General features: G+C 43.3%; 20 protein-coding genes and 1 other annotated feature. Of the genes, 15 read left to right on the top strand and 5 right to left on the bottom strand.

Features of this window, described 5'->3' with window-relative positions; genetic code table 11:
* Positions 1–58 precede the first annotated feature (58 nt).
* From AEQ18_RS04510 to AEQ18_RS04485, 6 genes are all read left to right on the top strand, one after another.
* Positions 59–1,240 (top strand): FtsW/RodA/SpoVE family cell cycle protein, encoded by a 1,182-nt coding sequence (locus tag AEQ18_RS04510; RefSeq protein WP_054115171.1) that lies wholly within the window; start codon positions 59–61, stop codon positions 1,238–1,240.
* A 10-nt stretch (positions 1,241–1,250) separates the two neighbouring features.
* Positions 1,251–1,628, top strand: a complete 378-nt coding sequence (locus AEQ18_RS04505) for an arsenate reductase family protein (RefSeq protein WP_054115170.1) — start codon at positions 1,251–1,253, stop codon at positions 1,626–1,628.
* Entirely contained in the window at positions 1,610–1,948 is a 339-nt protein-coding gene (locus tag AEQ18_RS04500; RefSeq protein ID WP_054115169.1) for a glycine cleavage system protein H, read from the top strand. The genes AEQ18_RS04505 and AEQ18_RS04500 overlap by 19 nt, the downstream gene beginning before the upstream one ends.
* 79 nt (positions 1,949–2,027) lie before the next feature.
* Positions 2,028–2,277: a binding site (T-box leader), on the top strand.
* 73 nt (positions 2,278–2,350) lie between these two features.
* Positions 2,351–3,388 (top strand): methionine ABC transporter ATP-binding protein, encoded by a 1,038-nt coding sequence (locus tag AEQ18_RS04495; RefSeq protein ID WP_054115168.1) that lies wholly within the window; start codon positions 2,351–2,353, stop codon positions 3,386–3,388.
* On the top strand, positions 3,378–4,067 hold the full coding sequence (locus AEQ18_RS04490) for a methionine ABC transporter permease (RefSeq protein WP_054115167.1): 690 nt from the start codon (positions 3,378–3,380) through the stop codon (positions 4,065–4,067). The genes AEQ18_RS04495 and AEQ18_RS04490 overlap by 11 nt, the downstream gene beginning before the upstream one ends.
* A 52-nt stretch (positions 4,068–4,119) precedes the next feature.
* Positions 4,120–4,977 carry a MetQ/NlpA family ABC transporter substrate-binding protein gene (locus AEQ18_RS04485; protein WP_054115166.1) on the top strand — a complete coding sequence of 286 codons (858 nt, stop codon included), beginning with the start codon at positions 4,120–4,122 and terminating at the stop codon, positions 4,975–4,977.
* Between the two features lie 41 nt (positions 4,978–5,018).
* On the opposite strand, the gene AEQ18_RS04480 is transcribed toward AEQ18_RS04485, so the two are convergent.
* From AEQ18_RS04480 to AEQ18_RS04470, 3 genes are all read right to left on the bottom strand, one after another.
* Positions 5,019–6,041 carry a helix-turn-helix domain-containing protein gene (locus AEQ18_RS04480; RefSeq protein WP_152911881.1) on the bottom strand — a complete coding sequence of 341 codons (1,023 nt, stop codon included), beginning with the start codon at positions 6,039–6,041 and terminating at the stop codon, positions 5,019–5,021.
* Between the two features lie 251 nt (positions 6,042–6,292).
* Positions 6,293–6,610 carry a DUF960 domain-containing protein gene (locus tag AEQ18_RS04475; protein ID WP_054115164.1) on the bottom strand — a complete coding sequence of 106 codons (318 nt, stop codon included), beginning with the start codon at positions 6,608–6,610 and terminating at the stop codon, positions 6,293–6,295.
* Between the two features lie 163 nt (positions 6,611–6,773).
* Positions 6,774–7,388 carry a 50S ribosomal protein L25/general stress protein Ctc gene (locus tag AEQ18_RS04470; RefSeq protein WP_054115163.1) on the bottom strand — a complete coding sequence of 205 codons (615 nt, stop codon included), beginning with the start codon at positions 7,386–7,388 and terminating at the stop codon, positions 6,774–6,776.
* A 301-nt stretch (positions 7,389–7,689) separates the two neighbouring features.
* On the opposite strand from AEQ18_RS04470, the gene AEQ18_RS04465 reads away from it, so the two are divergent.
* From AEQ18_RS04465 to udk, 3 genes are all read left to right on the top strand, one after another.
* Positions 7,690–8,406 (top strand): 16S rRNA pseudouridine(516) synthase, encoded by a 717-nt coding sequence (locus AEQ18_RS04465; RefSeq protein ID WP_054115162.1) that lies wholly within the window; start codon positions 7,690–7,692, stop codon positions 8,404–8,406.
* 14 nt (positions 8,407–8,420) lie between these two features.
* Positions 8,421–9,104, top strand: coding sequence for a YjjG family noncanonical pyrimidine nucleotidase (locus AEQ18_RS04460; RefSeq protein WP_054115161.1), 684 nt, complete (start codon positions 8,421–8,423; stop codon positions 9,102–9,104).
* Between the two features lie 82 nt (positions 9,105–9,186).
* On the top strand, positions 9,187–9,810 hold the full coding sequence (gene udk / locus AEQ18_RS04455) for a uridine kinase (RefSeq protein ID WP_054115160.1): 624 nt from the start codon (positions 9,187–9,189) through the stop codon (positions 9,808–9,810).
* 347 nt (positions 9,811–10,157) lie between these two features.
* On the opposite strand, the gene AEQ18_RS04450 is transcribed toward udk, so the two are convergent.
* Both AEQ18_RS04450 and AEQ18_RS04445 read right to left on the bottom strand, forming a co-directional pair.
* On the bottom strand, positions 10,158–11,471 hold the full coding sequence (locus AEQ18_RS04450; protein ID WP_054115159.1) for a sensor histidine kinase: 1,314 nt from the start codon (positions 11,469–11,471) through the stop codon (positions 10,158–10,160).
* A gap of 3 nt (positions 11,472–11,474) precedes the next feature.
* Positions 11,475–12,149 carry a response regulator transcription factor gene (locus tag AEQ18_RS04445; protein WP_054115158.1) on the bottom strand — a complete coding sequence of 225 codons (675 nt, stop codon included), beginning with the start codon at positions 12,147–12,149 and terminating at the stop codon, positions 11,475–11,477.
* A 131-nt stretch (positions 12,150–12,280) separates the two neighbouring features.
* Here AEQ18_RS04445 and AEQ18_RS04440 point away from each other — a divergent pair, with 131 nt between their 5' ends.
* From AEQ18_RS04440 to AEQ18_RS04415, 6 genes are all read left to right on the top strand, one after another.
* Positions 12,281–13,003: a polyphosphate polymerase domain-containing protein gene (locus tag AEQ18_RS04440; protein ID WP_054115157.1), complete on the top strand. Its 723-nt coding sequence runs from the start codon at positions 12,281–12,283 to the stop codon at positions 13,001–13,003.
* Positions 12,993–13,670, top strand: coding sequence for a DUF4956 domain-containing protein (locus tag AEQ18_RS04435; RefSeq protein ID WP_054115156.1), 678 nt, complete (start codon positions 12,993–12,995; stop codon positions 13,668–13,670). Before AEQ18_RS04440 ends, AEQ18_RS04435 begins: the two co-directional genes overlap by 11 nt.
* A 14-nt stretch (positions 13,671–13,684) precedes the next feature.
* Positions 13,685–15,547 (top strand): carbohydrate-binding domain-containing protein, encoded by a 1,863-nt coding sequence (locus tag AEQ18_RS04430; RefSeq protein ID WP_054115155.1) that lies wholly within the window; start codon positions 13,685–13,687, stop codon positions 15,545–15,547.
* Positions 15,548–15,706: 159 nt separating this feature from the next.
* Complete coding sequence (locus AEQ18_RS04425; RefSeq protein ID WP_054115154.1) at positions 15,707–17,176, top strand: ABC transporter permease; 1,470 nt, start codon at positions 15,707–15,709, stop codon at positions 17,174–17,176.
* 10 nt (positions 17,177–17,186) lie between these two features.
* Positions 17,187–17,858, top strand: coding sequence for an ABC transporter ATP-binding protein (locus AEQ18_RS04420; RefSeq protein WP_054115153.1), 672 nt, complete (start codon positions 17,187–17,189; stop codon positions 17,856–17,858).
* Between the two features lie 122 nt (positions 17,859–17,980).
* Positions 17,981–18,433 (top strand): YaiI/YqxD family protein, encoded by a 453-nt coding sequence (locus tag AEQ18_RS04415; RefSeq protein WP_054115152.1) that lies wholly within the window; start codon positions 17,981–17,983, stop codon positions 18,431–18,433.
* Positions 18,434–18,470 lie beyond the last annotated feature (37 nt).

Here is an 18,470-nt window from a genome sequence, read left to right as displayed (position 1 = left end):
TCTTTTCTAGGCAAACATCACTATAATGGATAAAGATTCTACAGAAGAGAGTGTGGGCATGGAAAATACACGAAAAAAGAGTGACAATCGAATTGACTACGGTGTGATTTTACCCGTATTTTTATTATGTCTGATTGGGGTGGCTTCGCTTTATGTAGCGTTGACCCATGACCCCAGCAATCCGTCGGTATGGCGGATCTTAGGCTTCCAGGCTTTGTGGTATGTGTTGGGGATCGTAGCGATCATTATTATTATGCATATCAAATCAAAATGGCTTTGGAAATTGACCCCATATATATATGGCGCAGGGCTTGTAGTTATGTTGGCGCTGGTCAAGTTTTATGATCCAGCCATGGAAGCTTCCACAGGATCGAAAAACTGGTTCCGCTTTGGCTCCTTTACCTTGCAGCCGTCGGAATTGATGAAGATCGCCTTTATTATGATGTTGGCGCTGGTTGTGACGAGGCACAATGTGCAAAATCGCGAACGTACGCTGAAAAGCGACGGCTTGCTGATTGCTAAAATGTTGGCAGTCACGATTCCCGTCCTTATACTGATCACTTTGCAAAACGATTTTGGTACCATGCTGGTCTTTCTAGCAATCTTTGGCGGGGTCTTCTTGATGTCAGGGATTTCCTGGCGGATCGTGGTCCCGGTGATCGCAGCTTTTGTCTTGATTGGTGGAGGAACGATTTTTCTTGTGACGACAGATACGGGGCGAGAGTTGTTGTATAATACTGGGATTTTCAAAGAATACCAATTTGCCCGGATCGATTCTTGGCTGGATCCTTTCCATGATACACAAGGACAATCCTTTCAGTTGGCGTATGCGTTGATGGCTATCGGCTCTGGCGGCATGTTTGGTAAAGGGTTCAATGTCAGTGATGTCTATGTGCCCGTGCGAGAATCAGATATGATTTTCTCCGTTATTGGAGAAAACTTTGGCTTTGTGGGGAGCGCCTTTGTGATTTTGCTCTATTTTATTTTGATTTATCGCATGATTCGCATCTGTTTTGATACGAATAATGAATTTTATGCCTATTTGGCGACGGGGATCATTATGATGATTCTTTTCCATGTATTTGAAAACATTGGTGCCAATATCGGTCTATTGCCGTTAACAGGGATTCCTTTGCCGTTTATCAGTCAAGGTGGTTCCGCACTATTAAGTAATATGATTGGGATTGGGTTGATTTTATCCATGCGGTATCAAGCAGAAACCGCACCTAAAACGTTATAAGGAGTATGTGATGGTTGAATTATATTGCTATCCCAAATGTGGGACCTGTAAAAAAGCACAAGCGTGGTTAGAAGGAAATGATGTCGCATTTGAACATATTGATATCGTTCAAGATACACCAACTGAAACACAGATAAAAACGTGGATCGAAACGAGCGGGTTGCCTTTGCGCCGGTTCTTTAACACAAGCGGCATGAAATACCGCGAGTTGGGGCTAAAAGATAAGGTACCTCAAATGACAATCGCCGAAGCAGCAGCGATTTTAGCGACTGATGGGATGCTGATCAAGCGACCATTGATTGTAGCAGGTGAACGATTTTTGATCAACGGGTTTAAAGAAAACGAATATGAAGGAGTTTTACTAGAATCATGGAAAAAAGATGTTTAAGAAAAAAAGACAATTTGTGGATTTTGTTTAATGGCAAAGAATATTGCGTTGGTTTGACCAAAGAAGCCCAAGAAGAACTAGGTGCAATCACTTTTGCTTCAATCCAAAAAGTTGGTACTGCGTTGCAACAAGGAGATACATTGGTTGAATTAGAAGCCGAAAAAGCAGTCAGTGAATTTACAAGTCCGATCACAGGGGTGATTTCTTCTATCAACGAAAAAATCGACCAATCTATCGATATCTTAAACGATGAAGACGAGATGAATGCTTGGTTAGTTAGTTTCAAAGATGTCGATCCGAGTCAATTCGATGCCCTCTAAACAGGTCTTTACAAATAACTAGTTTTTTTACAAAAAGAATTGACAGGACCATGAGACGTTGCTATAATTTGCTCAATAAATGAATGCTTTGAAAAGAAGAGTACATCCTTTTGACATATACAGAGAGCCTTGTTCGGTGCAAATAGGCGATGAAGAAACGGTGGAAGATGGTCTTTGAGCAGGATAGGTGAGTTTGTATGAGCCTATCACGGGAAGCACCCGTTATCGTGCAGCAGTATGCGAAGCAATTCAAGTACTGAACGAGGTTGTTGATGCGAGTCAACAACAAATCAAGGTGGTAACGCGGAAGTTGTGCTTTCGTCCTTTGTAACAGTATAATGTACAAAGGACGGAAGCTTTTTTGTATGCAGCCGCCTAAAGCAAAAGAAAGATGGGAGTACAATGGCACTAATCGAATTAACACATGTGAAGAAATCATATGCCCAAAAGAAAACAGCTGTTCACGCGGTCAATGATGTATCATTGCAAGTCGAAAAAGGGGATATTTATGGGATCGTCGGCTACTCAGGCGCAGGAAAAAGTACCTTGGTACGATTGCTGAATGGACTTGAATTGCCAACCGATGGCGATGTCGTGATCAATGGTCAAAATATCTTGGCATTAAAAAACAAAGAATTACGCAATTTTCGCAAAAAGATCGGGATGATCTTTCAGCATTTCAACTTGCTATGGTCTCGCACAGTGATCCAGAACATTGAGTTGCCGTTAGAGTTGGCGGGTGTCAAAAAAGCACAACGCCGCCAAAAGGCCAAAGAATTGGTGCAGTTGGTGGGCTTAGAAGGTCGGGAAGATGCCTATCCAGCCCAATTATCTGGTGGACAAAAACAACGGGTCGGCATTGCCCGGGCTTTAGCCAATGACCCTGAAATCTTGTTGTGTGACGAAGCAACGAGTGCTTTGGATCCTCAGACCACAGAAGAGGTCTTGGAATTGCTCTTATCTATCAATAAGAAATTACATTTGACAATCGTTTTGATTACCCACGAAATGAATGTGATCCGTAAGATTTGCAATAAAGTTGCTGTGATGGAGCTAGGGAAAATCGTTGAAGAAGGATCGGTTCAAGCGGTTTTCAGCAATCCGCAACAAGCAGTGACCAAACGGTTTGTTCAGCAGGATCTTGAACCAGAAGAAGATCCCGAAGAGCTGCGACAAGCGTTCTTGCGAGAAAATCCCCACGGTAGATTAGTAACATTGACCTTTACCCAGGACAACGCCAATGAACCAGTGATCTCACAAGCGATTCGCCAATTTAAAATCGATGTGAATGTCGTCTATGGCAAGATCCAGCAAACCAACGAAGGCTCTTTCGGGGCGTTGACTGTTTTATTGACAGGCGATACGAAGGAGATCGACCAAGCGGTCGCATTCTTCGGCGCACAACAAGTCGCTGTGGAGGTGATCGAACATGGGAAATAAATCATTTTCAGAAACCTATTTGAACTTTGAGCAAATTGATTGGGGCAATATGCAGCAAGCAACGATCGACACCTTGTTTATGACGTTCTTTTCGATGGTTTTAGTGATTATTATCGGTTTACTATTGGGATTGGCGTTATACTCTTTAGGGCGCAAGTCTACCACAGGTGCAAGTGTTGCTTATAACATCGTATCGATCGTCAGTAACGCGTTCCGCTCAACACCATTTATGATTTTGATGGTCTTGATCATTCCCTTTACGACATTATTAGTCGGTTCTTTCTTAGGGGCAAAAGCAGCGATTCCTGCGTTGGTATTATCTGCAGCGCCGTTTTACGCACGGATGGTTGAAATCGCCTTTCGTGAAGTTAGTCCTGGCGTGATCGAAGCTGCGGAAGCAATGGGCGCTAGTTATTGGGAAATCATTTACAAAATCGTGATTCCTGAAAGTGTACCGGCATTGATCTCAGGGATCACCGTAACAACGATCTCAATGATCGGCTATACCGCAATGGCGGGGGCAATTGGTGCCGGTGGCCTAGGTTCACTGGCCTGGCAAGAAGGATTTCAACGTGGAAATTACACTGTGACGCTCGTCGCAACAGTGATTATTTTACTCATCGTATTTATTTTACAAGGCTTAGGCGACTTCTTAGCCAAAGCCACCGACAAACGGTAAAATAAGGAAGATGGACCAAGATTAAAAGTGGAGAATATGGGAGGAAATAAAAATGAAAAAGATTTTAGGTTTTGCAACAACAGTTTTGTTAACAGCAGCATTGGCCGCGTGCGGCACAGGATCAAATTCAAGCAGTTCTGATTCAACGACAGCCAGCAGCGGAGAAAATACCAAATTAGTTGTAGGTGCTTCTGTAACACCGCATGCTGAAATTCTAGAACAAGCCAAACCATTATTGGCTGAAGAAGGAATTGATCTTGAGATCCAAACGTTTGATGACTATATTTTACCGAACAAAGCTTTGGAAAATGGGGACATTGATGCCAACTATTTCCAACACATTCCTTACTTGAACAAGCAAATCGCAGACAATGGGTATGATTTTGTCAATGCAGGCGCGATCCACATCGAACCAATGGGTCTATATTCTCAACGTATCGATGATATTGCTGATTTGGCAGACGGTGCGACCGTTATTACATCTAATTCTGAATCTGACTGGGGTCGGATCTTGACGATCTTACAAGATGCTGATTTGATCACATTGAAAGACGGTGTGGATACGGAAACAGCGACTTTCGATGATATTGCGGAAAACCCTAAGAACTTAGAATTCAAACATGACATCGACCCTTCATTATTGGCAACTGCTTATCAAAATGATGAAGCAGACTTAGTGGCGATCAATGCAAACTTTGCTTTTGGTATCGACTTGAATCCAGTTGATGATTCTGTCTTATTAGAAGCAGACAATTCACCTTACGTGAACGTGATCGCAGTACGCAAAGGCGATGAAAATACCGATAAAATCAAAAAATTGGTCGAAGTACTGCACTCTGACGAAATCAAAGACTTTGTTGATCAAGAATGGCAAGGTTCTGTCAAAATCGTTGATGCGGATGCGCAATAATCCAGCATAGATCGTTGAACACATCACACTAGTTTCTTTTACTAGGTGGTGTGTTTTTTTATCGTCAGCATAGGCTGAAAGATGGATTGTTTGTGCCAGATACATTCGTAAAGCAAAGGTAATTCGGGATGCTTTTTTAGTAATTTTTCATAGTGGGGCAGTTGCAATAAGAAACTTTGAATCAATTGTACCGTTGTTTCTGAAAGTGAAAGAAGCGCTGGTTGAAAGACAAAAATATTGCCCTCAAGCAAAGCACATACTAAATGGATTTGGTATATTTGGGATAAACTGTCTGCCAAAGGCGAATCAACATGATCTTGAAGAACGGAATCAACGATTCGGCGGATCAATGTTGCATCAGGGGTCGGGACAAAGAAGGGTTCTTGGGCCAAAAGTTGTTTCCATAAAAAAAGATAGGCAGCGTCAGTGGTCAAATAATAATCCGGCACAAAGCACCTAGGCCTAATTTCCTCCACAGTGATACAAGATGCCGAAGGGTAAATTGCCTGTTGGCGCAAGATATGGATATCAAAAAAATGTTGATATAGCCTGGATGGAGAATCGTACAGAGAAGGCAGCAAAAAAGTTGTCAGTTTGAACAGCAGGAAACGAATCTGACGTTCATTGCCCTTAACAAATGGATATGTCCGACGATCAATGTCGATCAAATAAGGGGAGAGAAATTGGGCAAAGGAAACAAAGCGTCGATGAAGGGTCGCTGTACTCATATACGCAGCGTTGCCAAGCATGGGGAAAGTCAACACTGGTTGTTTCATAGATAGGATCAAAAGCGCTAAGTTTTGGCTTTTATGCAATAAATCGGCGATGAATGCCGGCTGCTTTTTCAGCAACGCTTTGAAATCGGCACTCCTGATCTTTCCAGTAGTGATATGGAAATTGAAGAAAGCGGATTCATTTGGCCGGCTAGCGATCAAACGCCGCACGGTTTTATCAGATATCCGCTGTCTAGCGGCTGCTTTTTTGACAGGTAGCGGATTTTCTTCCAACAAGGCAGCCGCTAGCTGACACATGAGAATAATCTCTTTCTCTAACAGTTTGTCCAAGCGCAATCACCTCTTAACAGTTAACGTTTTGTCATTATTGTAGTAGAAATGTGCCTGTTTTTTCTATCTAAAATAGAATACTTCGTAAAATATAATAAATAAATATACAGGGGAACGAAAAAGAAGCTCTTGCCCGTTTCTCCAATAAAAAAAGAATGATAAATCCAATAAAAAAAACTATCCTCTTCTTGAAAAGGATAGTTTAATAAATAGATGGTGTTATTCCTTGAGTTCCAAGCCTGATTTGGTGCTTAACGGGTCTCACTTGGCAGCAGAATCGTTTGTCGTTGGCCATCATCATAGGCATAGACGCTTTTCGGCAGCGATTCATCATAAAAATAGGGGAGATCCACCCCTAAGGCAAATTCAGAATGTGGTTGTGAAAAGAGTAGTGTGACGCGTCCTTGATTGTTTTGAACGTCGAAGGTCAATAAATTTGTCAGCGGGAAAACCCCTTTCAAATCCAGATCAATAATCATCCAAATACTGTCGATCAACTCACCAGGCATTCTTTGGACGATGCCACCCGAGGCGTAGCGGCTGCGTTCGTGATCAAATGTTTCAAACATAGCAATCCCTCCTTCAAAGGTCTTGATACAGGCAACACATTTCGTGTATCTATCATAAGGAAGATGCTGAGAAAAAGCAAATGATTTTGATTTTTCTTATAGAAAAAAACAGTACCCTGTTGAAGCGGTACTGTTTTGACAAGCCATGACAATCGAACACGGATTATTCTTCTTCTTCACCGATCACTGCAGGTTCAGCAGCTTCACCAGCTTCTTCATCTTCAGTAATCTCTTGTGGTTCTGTGATTGCAACGATTTGTTCTTCACCATCAGTGACGATCGTATAATCATCATTTTTAGGTAGATCAGCAACTGTCAATGAGTCGCCAATTTCTAAAGCAGTCACATCTACTTCTACACGCTCAGGCAATTTGTCAGGCGTTGCGGAAACGACAACTGCGTACAAGTTTTGAGCCAAGACACCACCGGCTTTGACACCAGCAGCTTCACCAGTCAAGCTGACTTCGGCTTCAACTTCGGTTTCCTCATTCATATCGACTGAAAGGAATTCAACGTGGGTCAAATTACGTGTGAAGGTATCTGCTTGATACTCTTTGATCAACGTATTGACTTTCTTTCCTTCTAAGTTGATCGTGATAACGGTATTCAATCCGTTTTCACGCAAGATTCTTTCTAATTCGGCAGCATTGACTGCAATTGCTGTACTTTCAACTTTGTAGCCATTGACTACTGCAGGCACTTTGCCTTCGTGACGTAATTTGTTCCTTAAAGAACGGGGGCGGACTTCTCTTTTCGTAACTTCTAATGATACTGACATAACTCAATTCCTCCTAAAATTTTCTCGGTTTGACCGAGCGTTTTTTAAGCAAATTTTGTTAACTCTGCACATTAAGTGGTACGTGAATGAAAACACGCAAAAGGACAGTTGTGTACACAACTGTCCCGGAAAGTTTTGGTTCAACTTTTCTCCACCAGGTCGTAACGCTGTGTATGAGAAACTTTATTTACTTTACTCTTTAACCTTACCCGCTATCCAAATGAAAGTCAACTGATATGAAATCTCACTAGTTTTCAGATTGGACAATCTACGCTATAATAGCCGCAATGGAGAGAATGATATGCGTTTAGATAAACTGATTGAAGAACAATTCCATACCCCAAGAAAAACCATGAAGCGCCTGTTTCAGACTGGACAGGTCTATGTGGATGGTAAGATCGAGCGTCGGCCTGAACGAAATGTCGAGGGCGCACTGCATCGCATTGTTGTCCAAGGCAAACAATTGCAAACCGATGACGTCTATTTTCTATTGAATAAACCAGCTGGTGTCGTGACGGCTAATCATGATCAGCAGCATCCAACCGTGATTGATTGTTTGGCATCCGCTGACCAGCGGTCCGATCTTTATGCTGTTGGACGTTTGGACCGAGATACGGAAGGATTGGTATTGCTGACATCGAATGGGCAACTTGGCTATGCACTGATGCATCCAGAAAAAGCCGTCACAAAGTGCTATGACGTAATCGTGAATGGGTGTTTGACTAAAACCGACCAAGCAGCCTTTGCTGCTGGCGTGGTCTTTCATGATGGGACAACTTGTCTGCCAGCTAAACTTACGATCCTTTCCGCCCAGGAAAAGCGATCACAGGCGATCGTGCAGATAACGGAAGGCAAGTTTCATCAAGTAAAGAAAATGTTTCTTAGCCGTGGTGTCAAAGTGATCGGCCTGAAAAGAACGGCCATCGGACCTCTGACTTTGCCGAAGGATCTCGCAACGGGGCATTACCGCAAATTGACCCAAAAAGAACTAGAAAGTTTAGTGGAATATTTTCACTAAGAAAGAAGGAAGCAATGACTTACAAAACATTATTATTCGACGTTGATGATACACTGCTTGATTTCCAAGATACAGAAAATCAAGCGTTGCAAAAATTATTCGCCGCACAAGGGATCCAGATGACAGATACCTTAAAGCAAACCTATCAGACGTTGAATCATGGATTATGGCAAGATTTTGAAAAAGGAAAATTGACCCGTGAACAAGTGACAAATGAGCGCTTTGGCTTATTTTTTGCCACACTCGGAAAAACGGTGGATAGCGCTGCTTTGGAGCAGCAATATCGAGGGTTTTTGAATCAAGGACATAAACTTTTGGGCAACAGCGATCAAGTACTGGCTCAGCTGGTGCCTGATTTTGATGCCTACGTGGTGACGAATGGCGTGTCGAAAACCCAATATCAGCGCTTAAAGGATGCCAAATTGATGTCTTTTTTCAAGGATATTTTTGTGTCTGAGGATACAGGTTATCAAAAACCGATGAAAGAATTTTTCGATTACGTTTTTGCCCGAATCCCGAATGTAAAAAAACATGAAACAGTGATCATCGGCGACTCATTGAGTTCGGATATATTAGGGGGACAATTGGCAGGAATCGATACGATTTGGCTGAATCCGCATAAAAAAAACACTGACGGCATCAAGCCTACCCATATGATCGAATCGATCGAACAATTGCCTGATTTATTACTGGGCTGATTTTTCAGAAATAGTAGTAATTTGCAGAAATTTCGCTATAATAGAAACAGTGCGAATTTTAGAAATGAAAGAGGTAAATCGAATGACGAATGGCAAGCCCATTATAATTGGTGTGACAGGTGGATCAGGAAGCGGTAAAACAAGTGTGAGCCGAGCGATTTTTAATCACTTTCCGAATCATTCTATTATGATGTTGGAGCAAGACTCATATTACAAGGATCAAAGTGAATTGAGTTTCGAAGAACGATTGAACACCAACTACGACCATCCTTTTGCATTTGATACAGATTTATTGATCGACCACTTGAAACAGCTGCTTGCGTATCAAACGATTGAAAAACCGGTCTATGATTATGTAGCACATACCCGCAGTGAAGCCACGATCGTTCAAGAACCGAAAGAAGTCATTATTCTAGAAGGTATCTTGATTTTAGAAGATGAGCGTTTGCGTGATTTGATGGACATCAAATTATATGTTGATACAGATGATGATATTCGGATCATTCGTCGTATCAAACGTGATATGGAAGAACGGGGCAGAACATTGGATTCAGTTATCGAACAGTATCTAACAGTTGTGAAGCCGATGTATCACCAATTCATCGAACCAACGAAACGCTACGCCGATGTCATTGTGCCAGAAGGCGGCGAAAATCATGTGGCCATTGATTTGATCACCACGAAAGTTGCGACTTTCTTATCGTAAAACAAAATGTATCATATAGCTGCAACCTAGCGTGCAGTGGTCGCCAAAAGCCGGATGGTCTATCTAGGTTTTGGCGGCCATTTTTATACATTACAGGCGATTCTGTCAAAAAAAGGTAGCTTTCATGAGGATTGTGTGTTAAAGTAATCCTCATGCGACGAGTCGAGAAGGTCTAGCATTTGCTGACCAGATTGATAGCAGAGGCACACCGCGTAAGCAACCTGCCGGATTTGCAGGGTGTCGGAATCGTCCTTTTGTGGAGATAGGGCTTTTCTACTAGCAATAGTACTGTGAGTAAAAAAACAGCTATGAACGTTTTCGTTCATAGCTGTTTTTTTTTGCGTACATCATTCCTTGGGCAAGCGAATTTGGAAAATAACCCCCTTAGGCAACAGATCTTTGACACTGATTTGCCCTTTGTGCTCATCGACAATTTGTTTGGCGATGGCTAACCCTAGACCGTAGCCGCCGGTTTCTTTCGAGCGAGAACGGTCTTCTCGATAAAAGCGATCAAAAATGCGGGCCTTTTCTTCATCCGTGATCGAAGGGCCTGTGTTTTTGACCTCGATCAGCCAATGTTTATTAGAGATTTCCGAAAGCAGCGTGATTTTGTCCCCAGAGCTGGTATATTTCAACGCATTGTCTAACAAGATCACTAAGACTTGATGGATCTTTTTTTGATCAAATACCGCGGTTGCATCAGCGAAATTCTCGATAACAAAACGCTTCTCATCTAATTCAGCAATTTCTTTGAATGGCTTGACGAGCTCAGCGATAAACGGTGCCAGTTCAACTTTTTCTTTCACTAAGGTCAATTGATTGGCATCACTGCGAGCAATCGTCAGCAAATCGGCAGTCAAGCCTGTCAAGCGCCGGGTTTCCGCCAATGCTTGGGCGATGCTTTCTGATTCATCGATAATGGTACGGTTTGGTTTGGTAAACAACCGTTCCAAACTATTTTGGATGATCGTCAAGGGTGTGCGCAGTTCATGAGAGGCATTTTCAACAAACTCTTGCTGCTTTTTCCACGATGCCAAGATTGGCCGCATACTCAATGTGGTCAAGAAATAACTGATACCAATCGACAAAATCCAGAAAAAGACCATCGATAAAATCAAAATCGTTTGAAAATTTGACATGGCATTTTTGATTTGGTTGGTATTGGCTAAAACCTGAATATAACTGACACCTAAATTGTTTGACGGTGCCGCTGTAGTGATCGAACGAAAGAGCAGCTTGTCTTCGGTTGTAGAGGTCGATTGATCATCAATCGAAAAAGATTGAATACTGTCCAGATTTTCGGTCGATAATGTCAGATTCGTCAATTGCGAAAAACGCCCGCCTAGCGCTTGCTTATTCAAGATTTCACCATCTTCTGACCATAAAATCAATTGGGTATTGAAGCGATTGGTTCCGGGAATGTTGGGCATGGTGGAACCCGGCGGCATCGTCAGACTGTCAGATTGATAAGAATTGATCTCTGCTTGGATCAAGCGTGTATCTTCGATGGCTTGTTCCAAAGATAGATCCGTTTCACGATAGGCGGATTGATTGAACAGCTCCAAGACGATCACACCTAATAAGAAAAAGACCAAGGCAAATGCACTGACGTTGATCAAGAAAGATTGCAATCGTTGTTTGTTCGAACGCTCATTGTTCATCGGCTACGCTCCTTGCATGATATAGCCAACATTGCGCAATGTGCGGATCTCTTTATCAATACCGGTATCTCGCAAATGTTTGCGTAAGTTGCTCATATAGACTTCAACAACGGTCAAGGTGGTTTCTGAATCAAAGCCCCAAATACGGTCGAAAATTTGTTCTTTCGTCAAGATAATCCCTTGGTTTTGTAAAAAGTAGAGCAGCAATTCAAATTCTTTGCCTTGAATCGGCAATAATTCCCCTTTGTACGTCACTTCGTTCGCCGCCAATTTGCACACCAATCCATTGTATTCTAAATGATTCTCATTGAACAATCCTAGTGATCGTTTCAATAGGGCTTTGACCCGCATCAATAATTCTTCTCGGTAAAAGGGCTTTGTCAAGTAGTCATCCGCACCCTTTTGAAACCCAGTGACTTTATCCTCTAAGCCATCTTTTGCGGTTAGGATCAACACTGGGGTCTGGATCCCCTTGCTTCTTAATGCCGCCAACACTTCATACCCATCCATTTCAGGCATCATCAAATCTAAGATGATCAAGTCGTAGATGCCTGTTTCAGCTTCGTATAACCCTTCACTGCCATCGAATGATTGGCTGACTTCGCCGATTTCACTAACGATTTCTTTGATATTTTCAGATAACGTTTTGTCATCTTCGACAAGTAATATTTTAATCATTTTTCCACCTCTTTAATGATAAGAATAGCATGAATAGCATAAAAAATACTTAAAAAGCAGAGAATTACTTAAGCTGGTTTTAAGTTACTTCCTTTAAATTATAAACAAGAACAACGAGGGAGGACAAGCAAATGAAACTTAAGAAAGTTTTCCAACGAAAAGAAACCAAATATTTGATCCCAAACGATCGCTTTCCCGCTTTCTTTGAAGCGTTGCAGCAACGAATGCAGATTGATGTGTATGGCAAACATACGATTATGTCGCTGTATTACGACACGGATGACTTCCGTTTTATCCGTCATTCAATGGATAAACCGAAGTACAAAGAGAAATTTCGGATCCGCAGTTATGGGGTGCCAAGCCAAGATAGTTTGATTTTTTTGGAAATCAAAAAGAAAGTCAATGGGATTGTCTACAAACGGCGCGTACCCATGTCCTATCAGCAGTATCAGCATTGGGTCAGGAGTGGACAATTGCCAGAAACAGTTGAGCCAGCGCAGATTGCGGCTGAAATCAAATGGTTGTTCAAACAAAACCAAGATTTGACACCACGGGTATTGATCGCCTATGATCGTTTGTCGTTGTTTGTGGATGATGACAGTGATTTTCGGGTGACCTTTGATCAAGCGATTCGTTTCCGTACATGCAATTTAGATTTGGCTGCCGGTAGTGATGGTGCATTGGTGGCACCAGAAATCGGTGTCTTGATGGAGGTCAAGGCCCTTGGTTCATATCCGTTGTGGTTCGTTGACTTGCTGAATACCTATGGTGTACGCAAGGGCAGTTTTTCAAAATATGCGCAGACTTACCAACGGCATTTATTCAAAAAGGAGGAAGTTTTACATGTTATCTAGTTTATTTTCAGGCGATACCAGCTCATTGGAGTGGGGAAGCCTGTTGATTTGTATATCTGCTTCATTGATTTTAGGTTTATTGGTGGCAGTTGTTCATATGATCAAAAATGTCTATACCAAAAATTTTGTGATCACGCTGGCTGTTTTGCCGATTTTGGTGCAATCAGTCATCATGCTGGTCAATGGCAATTTGGGCACAGGGGTTGCGATCTTAGGCGCTTTTAGTCTGATTCGCTTCCGTTCAGTACCTGGCGGATCCAGAGAGATCACCAGTGTCTTTTGGTCAATGGGGATTGGTTTGGCGACCGGAATGGGGTATGTCGGCTATGTGGTTGTCTTTTCGATCATTGTGGCGCTCTTTTTAACGCTCTTATACACCGTCCCTTTTGGCGATCGCCAAAAGACAGCCGAACGAGAATTAAAAATCACGATTCCCGAAGATTTGGATTACCCGCAACTGTTTGATGATATTTTTGATACCTACACCCATTCAGCCAAATTAGAATCTGTTAGAACAACAACTATGGGCAGCTTATACGAACTGAGATACCGCTTGATGCTGAAAGATCAAGCACAAGAGAAGCAAATTATTGATGAAGTCCGCGTGCGCAATGGCAACCTGCCTGTTGTATTAGGCAAAGCCGCTGCGAATCGCGATGAGTTATAGAAGGAGGACTTTCTATGAAAAAAATCATTTATCCACTATTGTTATCGACACTGCTTTTGGGTGCCTGTGCCCAGTCCGATACAACGTCTAGCAGCAGCTCAAGTGCTGCAGCAGCAACTTCAGGTTCAGCTGCAGCAGTGACCAATGTGTCGACAACATTGGATGATACAACGGATTACTATGGCACATATGAAGACGAAGATGTTGATGCGAGTTATGACGAATCAGCTGCCACTACGATCACGCTGAATGATGATGCCACAGAAGCCGCAGATGGCGTGACGGTCGATGGCCAAACAGTAACGATCACCCAAGAAGGCACCTATGTAGTCAATGGTTCCTTGAGTGACGGGCAATTGATCGTGAATGTCGACAAAGAAGCCAAGGTACATTTGATCTTCAATGGTGTTACTATCACCAATGATTCAGGTGCGGCTGTGGTGGTGGAGCAAGCCGAAAAAGTCATCACAACATTGGCAAGTGATACAACGAACACATTGACAGATGGCAGTGACTATACACTGGCGGATGGAGAAACAGAACCAGATGCCGCTTTTTACAGTAAAGAAGATCTATCTATCAATGGTGATGGCAAACTGGTGATCACTGGCAATTACAGCAATGGGATCCGCAGCAAAGATGATTTGGTTTTAGCTGGCGGGACATATGAGATCACCGCCAAAAACAATGCGATCAAAGGGAAAGACTCTGTATCGATTTTAGCAGGTCAATATACGCTGAATACTGAAGAAGGGGATGGCATCCAAGCCAATAACACTGAAGACACTGCGAAAGGTTATGTAGCAATCGACGGTGGCACCTTTACGATTCAAAGCGGACGGGATGGGATCCAAGCTGAAACCAACCTCAGCATCCAAAACGCAGATATTTCGATCCAAACGGCCGATGGCGCACAAAGTCAATCCATCAGCACCGATGAAAGCTATAAAGGATTGAAAGCTGGCGGGGCTATGATCATCAGCAGTGGGACTTTCACCGTCGATAGTGCCGATGATAGTCTGCACGCCAATGATACGATCACGATTTCCGGAGGTACGATCACTGCCAATAGTGGCGATGATGGCATTCATGCGGACAATGAATTAACGATCAATAATGGGGATATCTCAATCGAACAATCCTATGAAGGATTAGAAGCCAGCGTGATCAATATCGCCGGCGGTACGACCCAAGTCGTCTCCAGTGATGACGGCGTCAATGCAGGCGGCGGCAGTGATACCGATGAAGGCACAGGCCAATTTGGGCAAGACAGCTTTGGTGGTGGACAACCTGGCGGCGGTGATGAAGCCGACGATAGCAAACTAGTGAACATTACCGGTGGCACATTGGTGGTTGATGCAGAAGGTGATGGGATCGACAGCAACGGAAATGTGACCATGAGCGGCGGAATAGCAATCGTCAATGGACCAACAACTGGCGGAAACGGTGCGCTAGATTATAATGGCACATTCACCTTGACCGGCGGCGTCTTATTGGCAGCTGGCACCACTGACATGGCCATGAATGTGAGTGATGGTACGCAACAATCTGTGGCGGTCACGTTTGATCAATCGCAATCGGCGGATACGCTAGTCACCTTGCTAGATGGTGACGGCAATGCCATTGTTTCTTACGCGCCAAGTAAATCCTATCAACATGTGGTGATTTCTACGCCAGACTTAACAGATAGTTCATATACACTGGTTAGCGGCGGCAGCAATGATGGCGAACCTACCTTTGGCTATTATGCCGGCGGTACGGTGTCCGATGGTACTGAATTAGGTACATTGCCAGTGTCAGATACAATTGCCAATTTGACACAATCTGGAGAAACAGCCTCCACGAATCAAATGGGTGGCGGCGGTTTCGGCCGCTAGACATTTAGCCAAGTGAAAACAGACGATCAAAAAGGAGAAAACGGAACGAAAGCAGGCAAAATAGCTGCTTTTGTTTCGTTTTTCTTCATTTGGTCGTTTAAGTTTCTATTAAGTTAAAACAAGTATAGTCAGCTTATGTTAAATATAGGAGGAAATGCTATGAATTTTTTTAAGCGAGGGCTTCAAAGTGTATGGGCCAAAAAAGGCAGAACGATTCTGCTGATCGCCGTTTTTTCAGCTATTTTGATTTTTGTTTTAGCAGGCTTGACCATTAGAAGTGCGGCGTTGGTTGCGACCGAAAATGCTCAAAAGAGTGTTGGCGCTACTGTGACTTTACAAGCCAACCGTGAACAAGCGTTTCAACAAGGAACGACAAGTTCAGGTAGTGATAGCGAAGCGTCACGCCCAGATCCTGGCAGCTTTCAATCCACACCAGTGGAGATCGAGGATGCACAAGCCATCGCAGACTTAGATGGTGTGGCGTCATACAGTTTTGAAGTCAGCACATCGGCAGATGCTGTCAGTGGCATCGAAGCAATCTCAAGCTCAGATACGGACACATCCACGGATGATTCCAGCGCAGATGCCAACCAAATGGGTGGGATGCCTGGCGGCGAAATGAGTTCTGGTGATTTCCAAATCACAGGCGTTTCCACAAGTGCCGCTTATACGAGTTTTTCTGAAGGTACCGCATCGCTGACAGATGGGGAAGGCATCACAGCAGAGGATGAAGGCACCAACAATGTAGTGATCGAATCTGCATTGGCTGAGGCCAATGATTTGGCAGTAGGCGATACCTTCACGATCACAGACAGTGACGACAATGAAGTCGAGGTCACGATCAAAGGCATTTATGAAACGTCAGAAGTCGGCAACAGCATGAGCCAAATGTTTAGTTTCCTGAATCCTGCCAATACGATATTCGCGTCTTATACCTTCGCCAATACATTAAGCGGCAATGATGGAACGATTGATTCAGCGACCTACACACTAAGTGATCCTTCTGAAATGGATGCTTTCGTAGAAGAGGCAGAAGGGTTGATCGATACGGATACGTATAGTATTCAATCGAACGATCAACAGTATCAATCTATGTTGACTCCACTGAATAATGTGGCTAGTTTTGCCAAAAATATCATTATTTTAGTGGCTGCAGCAGGCGTCATCATTTTGACCTTGATCGTGATGATGTCGATTCGTGAACGCCGCTATGAAATTGGCGTTTTGCTATCATTGGGTGAATCACGAGCAAAAGTGATTTTCCAATTCTTTACGGAAATCTTTATCTGCATGATCTTTGCTTTGGGCATTGCTGCGGCGAGCGGCAATCTTGTAGGGAATGTTGTAGGTGAGCAGTTGCTGGCACAACAGACAGAAACGACGACTGATCAAGATACGACCAATGCCGGACCTGGCGGCGGAGGCGGGATGCAACAAATGGGCGGCAATGGCGGTGGCTCTTTCCCATCATTCACCCAATCTGAAGAAATCCAATCATTAGAAATCACGGTTTCTGCAGAAGAAATCGGTCTATTGGCATTGATGGGCTTAGGTATCAGCTTTGGCTCGATCATTTTATCATCGGCAGGCATTTTACGTCTGAATCCGAAAAAAATCTTGGTTTCCTAGGAGGGGTATAATGACACTACGAACAGAACAACTTGGTTATTGGTACCAGACAGAAGCAGAAGCGTTATTTCGTGCAGTCGATTTGACGTTTGAACCAGGAAAGATGTATGCGATCCTTGGGTCTAGCGGTTCTGGCAAGACCACCTTTTTATCATTGATCACGGGGCTAGATACCCCTAAAGAAGGCAAAATCTTATATAATGACGAAACCTTGGCGAAAATCGGTTTGCGGGAGTATCGACGCAAAGATGTATCGATCGTTTTTCAAGCCTACAATTTATTGCCGTATATGTCTGCTTTAGATAATGTCACAACGGCTATGGCGATCGCTCAGTCACAACAAACAGACAAAAAAGCGTATGCCTTAGCAAATTTGGTCAAAGTTGGCATCACTGAAGAGTTGGCGATGAAAAAAGTAACCCAACTTTCTGGTGGACAGCAGCAGCGGGTAGCGATCGTACGGGCCCTTTGTTGCGAGCATGAACTGATCGTTGCGGATGAACCAACCGGGAATTTGGATGAAACCACATCAAAAGACATCGTGTCATTATTTCAAGAAATCGCCCACGAACAAAATAAATGTATTATTCTAGTGACCCATGAACAAGATGTCGCCAAAGCATGCGATGTCGTCTATGAACTGAAAGACCGCAAATTTTCGATCATCGAATCCGTGAAATGATTCGGTGAAATAAAGAAACAATCAAGCAGAGGTATTGTTCTGGGCATCCTGTCCAACAATGCCTCTGCTTGCATATTGGTGCTGTGACCCGTACAATAAAAGCAAAAGCGAGGGGGAGCAATATGCGATTGTTGATCGACGGAGATGGTTCACCTGTCAAAAATGAAGTGATCGCCCTTGGTGCAACATATCACTTGCCTGTAATGATCGTGACCAGTGTCGATCATTATACCAAAAAAGAATTTCCAGCCCATGTACAATTCATCTATGTAGACAAAGGCTCTGATCGCGCAGATTATGAGATCGTCAAAGAGATTAAAGCTGGAGATTTTCTGGTGACCCAGGACTATGGCTTGGCATCGTTGGTTTTGCCCAAGCATGCACGTGTGTTTCACCATAACGGCACCGAATACTTAAAAGAAACCATTGATTTTTTACTGGGACAGCGCTATCTAGGTGCCCAGATGCGCAAAGCCGGCAAACGTACCAAGGGGCCGAAGCCTTTTACCAAAGAAGATCGGCTTCGTTTCGAAGAAATATTTGAAACAGCGATCAAAGAAACGCAGAACAAATAAAGACCGGAACACTGCCCACGAAAAGCAGTGTTTGCCG

This window comes from Enterococcus sp. RIT-PI-f, assembly GCF_001297065.1.
Lineage (GTDB): Bacteria > Bacillota > Bacilli > Lactobacillales > Enterococcaceae > Enterococcus_D.
This window is presented reverse-complemented; position numbering and strand designations above follow the sequence as displayed.

Excerpts from the sequence above, each read along its gene's own strand:
- AEQ18_RS04460 (WP_054115161.1), top strand. The coding sequence starts at position 8,421 with ATGACTTACAAAACATTATTATTCGACGTTGATGATACACTGCTTGAT.
- AEQ18_RS04440 (WP_054115157.1), top strand. The coding sequence starts at position 12,281 with ATGAAACTTAAGAAAGTTTTCCAACGAAAAGAAACCAAATATTTGATC.
- AEQ18_RS04425 (WP_054115154.1), top strand. The coding sequence starts at position 15,707 with ATGAATTTTTTTAAGCGAGGGCTTCAAAGTGTATGGGCCAAAAAAGGC.
- AEQ18_RS04465 (WP_054115162.1), top strand. The coding sequence starts at position 7,690 with ATGCGTTTAGATAAACTGATTGAAGAACAATTCCATACCCCAAGAAAA.
- AEQ18_RS04490 (WP_054115167.1), top strand. The coding sequence starts at position 3,378 with ATGGGAAATAAATCATTTTCAGAAACCTATTTGAACTTTGAGCAAATT.
- AEQ18_RS04495 (WP_054115168.1), top strand. The coding sequence starts at position 2,351 with ATGGCACTAATCGAATTAACACATGTGAAGAAATCATATGCCCAAAAG.
- udk (WP_054115160.1), top strand. The coding sequence starts at position 9,187 with ATGACGAATGGCAAGCCCATTATAATTGGTGTGACAGGTGGATCAGGA.
- AEQ18_RS04500 (WP_054115169.1), top strand. The coding sequence starts at position 1,610 with ATGGAAAAAAGATGTTTAAGAAAAAAAGACAATTTGTGGATTTTGTTT.
- AEQ18_RS04445 (WP_054115158.1), bottom strand. The coding sequence starts at position 12,149 with ATGATTAAAATATTACTTGTCGAAGATGACAAAACGTTATCTGAAAAT.
- AEQ18_RS04435 (WP_054115156.1), top strand. The coding sequence starts at position 12,993 with ATGTTATCTAGTTTATTTTCAGGCGATACCAGCTCATTGGAGTGGGGA.
- AEQ18_RS04430 (WP_054115155.1), top strand. The coding sequence starts at position 13,685 with ATGAAAAAAATCATTTATCCACTATTGTTATCGACACTGCTTTTGGGT.
- AEQ18_RS04470 (WP_054115163.1), bottom strand. The coding sequence starts at position 7,388 with ATGTCAGTATCATTAGAAGTTACGAAAAGAGAAGTCCGCCCCCGTTCT.
- AEQ18_RS04420 (WP_054115153.1), top strand. The coding sequence starts at position 17,187 with ATGACACTACGAACAGAACAACTTGGTTATTGGTACCAGACAGAAGCA.
- AEQ18_RS04475 (WP_054115164.1), bottom strand. The coding sequence starts at position 6,610 with ATGTTTGAAACATTTGATCACGAACGCAGCCGCTACGCCTCGGGTGGC.
- AEQ18_RS04510 (WP_054115171.1), top strand. The coding sequence starts at position 59 with ATGGAAAATACACGAAAAAAGAGTGACAATCGAATTGACTACGGTGTG.
- AEQ18_RS04505 (WP_054115170.1), top strand. The coding sequence starts at position 1,251 with ATGGTTGAATTATATTGCTATCCCAAATGTGGGACCTGTAAAAAAGCA.
- AEQ18_RS04450 (WP_054115159.1), bottom strand. The coding sequence starts at position 11,471 with ATGAACAATGAGCGTTCGAACAAACAACGATTGCAATCTTTCTTGATC.
- AEQ18_RS04415 (WP_054115152.1), top strand. The coding sequence starts at position 17,981 with ATGCGATTGTTGATCGACGGAGATGGTTCACCTGTCAAAAATGAAGTG.
- AEQ18_RS04485 (WP_054115166.1), top strand. The coding sequence starts at position 4,120 with ATGAAAAAGATTTTAGGTTTTGCAACAACAGTTTTGTTAACAGCAGCA.